At 71.8% G+C, this 4708-nt stretch carries 3 protein-coding genes; 1 reads left to right on the top strand and 2 read right to left on the bottom strand.

The genetic code is table 11. The annotated features are described in order from the left end of the window. A partial coding sequence (locus AC08OV_RS23170; protein WP_476620315.1) for an acyltransferase family protein occupies positions 1-1605 on the bottom strand: 1605 nt, incomplete at its 3' end. A gap of 123 nt (positions 1606-1728) precedes the next feature. Beyond that, positions 1729-3030 (bottom strand): glycosyltransferase family 39 protein, encoded by a 1302-nt coding sequence (locus tag AC08OV_RS23165; RefSeq protein WP_476615584.1) that lies wholly within the window; start codon positions 3028-3030, stop codon positions 1729-1731. 189 nt (positions 3031-3219) lie between these two features. On the opposite strand from AC08OV_RS23165, the gene AC08OV_RS23160 reads away from it, so the two are divergent. Beyond that, a partial coding sequence (locus AC08OV_RS23160) for an acyltransferase family protein (protein ID WP_476620314.1) occupies positions 3220-4708 on the top strand: 1489 nt, incomplete at its 3' end.

Here is a 4708-nt window from a genome sequence, read left to right as displayed (position 1 = left end):
CCCGCGCTCGGCCGGCTGTGCCCCGGGCTCACCGGGCTGCGGCGCGGGCTCCGGCCCGAGCCATTCCAGACCGTCGGGCTCGACCCGGGGCCGCTTCCACCCGGCGCGCGGCGCCCGTCCATCCGGCACGCCGGGCAGGTCGGGATCGAGGGACCGGACCGGGGGGAACGGGTCTCGCACGTCCCGGTCCGTCATGTTCCGCAGCGGCATGATGCCTGACGCGAGTGGCACCGTCGGGCCATCGACGGGCTTCCCGATCACCTCGACCTCGCCCGGCGATCCGCCGGCCCCGCTCACGAGGCCGCCCTCCCCGCCCCTCGCCGCCCCTTCGAAGCGCCTCGCCACCCATCTGTCGACCCGCCGGGCCCACTCCCGGGAGAGGGTGATGCAGGGACGCTCGATCAAAAAGTGCGTCACGGTGGAGACCCCGACGGTCAGGGTGAGGACCACCAGGAGAAACGGCAGGTAGGGGATCTTCCATAGCCGCCAGCCACTGTGCTCCAGCAGCAGGTCGATGACGGCCGAGTGCCACAGATAGATGCCGTACGAGATCGCTCCGAGGAAGGCCAGCGGACGGCTGGCCAGCAGCGGCCGCACCCAGCCGCGGTCGCTGCGGCCGAACACCGCCGGGAGCAGCAGGAAGAAGCCGAACAACCCGTAGCCCAGGTGCTTGCCTATGTCCTGGCTCCGCGTGGCTTCGAAGATCGGCACGAGCGGCAGGCCGAGATGCCTGCTCGACACCCAGTAGAAGAACGCGGCGATGCCCCAGCACACCGTGCCCGAGCCGGGCAGCTCGGCCCAGCGCGGCGACCTGCCCTGCCGGGAGCACCAGGCCGAGAGCACGGCGAGCAGCATGCCCATGGCGAACAGGTCCCACCAGACCGGCAGCCAGACGTTCCAGCCGTTCATCCAGGTCTGCGTGGACGGGATCACCAGATAATGGACGATCTTGGCTGCGGCGAACGTGACCGCGAGCGCGGCGAGTTCCACGCGTAACTGGGCGGCGGGCGGGCGGTCCCGCCGCCGCAGCAGCCACGCGTACACCGGTATCGCCAGGTAGAACGCCGCCTCCACGTCCAGGGTCCAGGCCTGGGTGAGGCCCTGGATCGCCCAGTGCTCCTGATAACCCTGGACGAAGAATGCCGTCTGGAACAGACCGGCCAGGCCGTGCACGCCGACCCGCTTACTGCTGACCACGGTCAGGGTGACGGCGAGCGCCACCCAGTACAGCGGGACGATCCGCATGAACCGCCGGACCAGGTAGCCGGCGGCGTCCGAGCCGCGGAGGCCGGCGAACCGGGCGGCGACGAACGGGCGGTAGAGCAGAAACCCCGAGATCAGGAAGAAGACCGCGACACCGATCTCACTCCGGGCGGTGTAGGGGCCCAGCCGGCTGCTGGTGGTGAAACCGGCGGGAAACGCGGTGTGCACGACGACCACGAGAATCGCCGCGATCGCGCGCAGGCCGTCGAAGCCGCCGAAGACGACCTTGGGTGGACGGACCGGCGCGGGAGTGCGCGGTTCGGGGATGGAAGCGGTGCCGGCCGGGCCGGCGGCTGCGCCGGAATCGGCTGCGGCCGTAAGAGAAAGGGCGGGTCCATTCACCGACCGAGCGCCCGGAGATCAGCAAGGTCCGGCACCCTGGCAACGTACCAGTCCGGTATACGCGACCACGTCGGCACCCCGAGCGAACCCCCCCTTTTCTACCCGGCCGGCCGATCCGCGAACCTACCGCGACACCCGAGCCACTACGCGACGCCCGAGCCACTGCGCGGCGGCCGTGATCGCGACGGCGGCGAGCAGCACGATCGCGGGCTCCGCGGCGGCCCGGAACCGGGTCGTCCCATAGATCGCGACCGAGGCGAGGCTCAGCGCGATCGGCACGGCGAGCAGTGGCAGCAGCACGACCCGGCGGCGGCGCAGCACCACGACCCCGGCGAGCGCCGCGATCTCCAACGGCCACAGCGTGACCATCCCGACCTTACTGAGGACCAGGGGGCGCAGCTCGATGGTGTCCAGCCGGGCCTGCTGCCAGGGACGGTAGACCCCCCATGTCCGACCAAGCCGCGCCGCGGCCACCCGGGGCAGGCTGCGCTCGTTGTGTTTGATGTAGTCGTACGCGGCCCGGCGGTAGAACACGTCCCGTTCGGAGCGTTCCTGGGGCGAGGGTGGCAACGCCAGGATGCAGTCGAACGACCACCAGCCGACGTACCGGCCGGAGTAGCTGGCCGGGCAGTGGGTGACCGCCAGGGTGGAGCCGAGCCCGGTGGACAGGTATTCCGGCTCACTGAACCGGGACAGGTTGTAGATCGTCCAGGGCGCGATCGTGAGCGCGCTCACCGCCGCCGCGACGGCCACCAGGGCGATCCGGCGCCGCCAGGCGAGTTCACGGGCCGTCGCGACGAGTGGCACCACCAGCACCACGGCGAGCAGCGCCAGTTCCGCTCGCGCGAGCATCACCGCCGCGAGGGCCACTCCGAGCCAGGCGGCGTCGGCGGCTCCCCGCCGGTCTCGGAACCGGTAGGCGGCAAGGGTGATCCACGCGCAGGTGAGGATCCCGGTCGTCTCCGACATCAACAGCGGGTCGTTGAGCCACATGCCTGGATAGACAGCGGCGATCCCGGCCGCCACCAGTCCGGTCACGGGGCCGGCGATCCGCCGCCCGGCGAGGGCGACGAGCACGATCGACAGCACGCCGAGCAGGCACGAGAACAGCTGGTGGGACAGGAAGCTGGTGAATCCGAGCACCGACGGCACGGCCAGCAGCACGCTGGTCAGCGGGGGGTGCTGGGCGTCGGGGACGTAGCGGCCGGACAGGGCGAGTTCGTAGGGGTCGGGCCAGCCCCGGCCGTCGGCGAAGAGGTTCGCCGCCTCGTGGTAGTAGTACGGGTCTCCCTGCACGACCGCCGGATGCAGCCAGTGGAACAGGTAGAACAGGCGGACGGCGAGACCGAGCAGCCCGATCGCGGCCAGCCACAGGTGCCAGCGCACGAGCCGCGCCCGCCCCAGCACCACGGAGAATCCCGACATCACGGGGAATCCCGGCGTGGGGTGGCCCGCGGGCACCGTCGGCGCTGGGGCCACCATCCGGGGGAGCCCCGCCGTGGTCTCAGACACGCGCGGAAGGTACCAATGTCCCGATAGCGGCTCGACACCGCGTCCGCCGCGACAGCGGTGAGCACACCGTGCGTGCGTCCTCCCACGCCGCTGCGATTAGCCTTGCCTGTCGTATGTCCTGGCGAGGTCGCAGCCGACGCAACCCCCGGCCACGAGGAGGGAACGAGGCTGACCAGCAACGACGCCGACACCTTCCCGCTCGCCTCCGGTGGGCGCCACCGCCGGGTGGCACCCGGGCCGGAGCCCACCGACACCACCCCGATCAATACCCGCCTGGGCGGGACGCGACCGGCGCCCGAGGCCACCCGGAGACCGGCTGGACCTCCCCGCCGGTCTCCCGGGACGGCGACGGCGCCCGGGGCGAGAACCCGGGCCGGCACCCGGCCGCGGACCGGCACACGCGAGGCGACGGGGCCGCAGCGGGTCGAGGAGGATCTCGACGCCACCGGGCCCGTGCTCGCGCCGCTCGGGCACTCCCCCGCGCTCGACGGCCTGCGCGCACTCGCGGTCACGGCCGTCATCGCGTATCACGCCGGCGTCTCCTGGATGCCCGGCGGCCTGCTCGGCGTCGACACCTTCTTCGTCCTCTCCGGGTTCCTCATCACCGGCCTACTGATCGCCGAGTACCGCTACAACCGGCGCATCGACCTTCGCACCTTCTGGATCCGCCGGTCCCGCCGCCTGATACCGGCGCTGCTGCTGCTCCTGCTCGGGGTGGCGGCCTACGCCCGCTGGATCGCCTCCCCCGGCGACGTGGGAACCCTGCGGCTGGACGCGCTCTCCACGCTGCTCTATGTCGCAAACTGGCGTTTCGCGCTGTCCGACCAGAGCTACTTCGACCACTTCTCGGCTCCGTCGCCGCTGCTGCACACCTGGTCGCTGTCCGTTGAGGAGCAGTTCTACGTCCTGTGGCCGCTGATCGTCTACCTGCTGATGCGGCACAGCGCGAAGACTGTGGACCGCTGGCGCCGGCAACGCCAGAAGGCCCAGTCGCTCGCGCTCACGGTCGCGGTCCTCGGCGCCGAGGCCTCCGCGCTGGTGGGCCTCGCCCTGCTCGTGGTCGGGACGGACCCCTCCCGGATCTACTACGGCACCGACAGCCGCGCCCAGGCCCTGCTAGCCGGGGCCGCCCTCGCCGTCTGGCGGGCCCAGCGGACGACCCCGATCTCCGCCCGGGCCCGGTCGGTCATGTCGGTCGTCGGCTGTGTCGCCACGGCTGCGATGATCCTCATCTGGACAACGGTGAGCGGGGAGAGCCGCGGACTCTACGCCGGCGGCTTCCTCGGGGTCGCGATCATCGTGATGCTGCTGGTCGCCTCGCTCGTGGAGGCGCCCCGGGGCCCGGTGGCGAGGGTGCTGGCCACCGCCCCGCTGACCTTCGTCGGCCGCATCTCGTACGGCCTGTACCTGTGGCACTGGCCGATCTTCCTCACGCTGACGGCCACCCGCACCGGGACGAGCGGCCTGGTCCTGCTGGGGCTCCGCCTCGCCGCCACGCTGGCGATCACCCTGGCCTCATTCCACCTCGTGGAGAACCCGATCCGGCGGGGCAAAGTACGCTTCCCCGTCCCGCGGGTGACGGTGCCCGCCG

The organism is Frankia sp. CeTa3Moorea (assembly GCF_978021225.1).
The sequence above is the reverse complement of the archived record's forward strand: the minus strand, read 5'-3'. Positions and strand labels throughout refer to the sequence as shown.

Coding starts and splice junctions, on each gene's coding strand:
- AC08OV_RS23165 (WP_476615584.1), bottom strand. CDS start 3,030: ATGTCGGGATTCTCCGTGGTGCTGGGGCGGGCGCGGCTCGTGCGCTGG.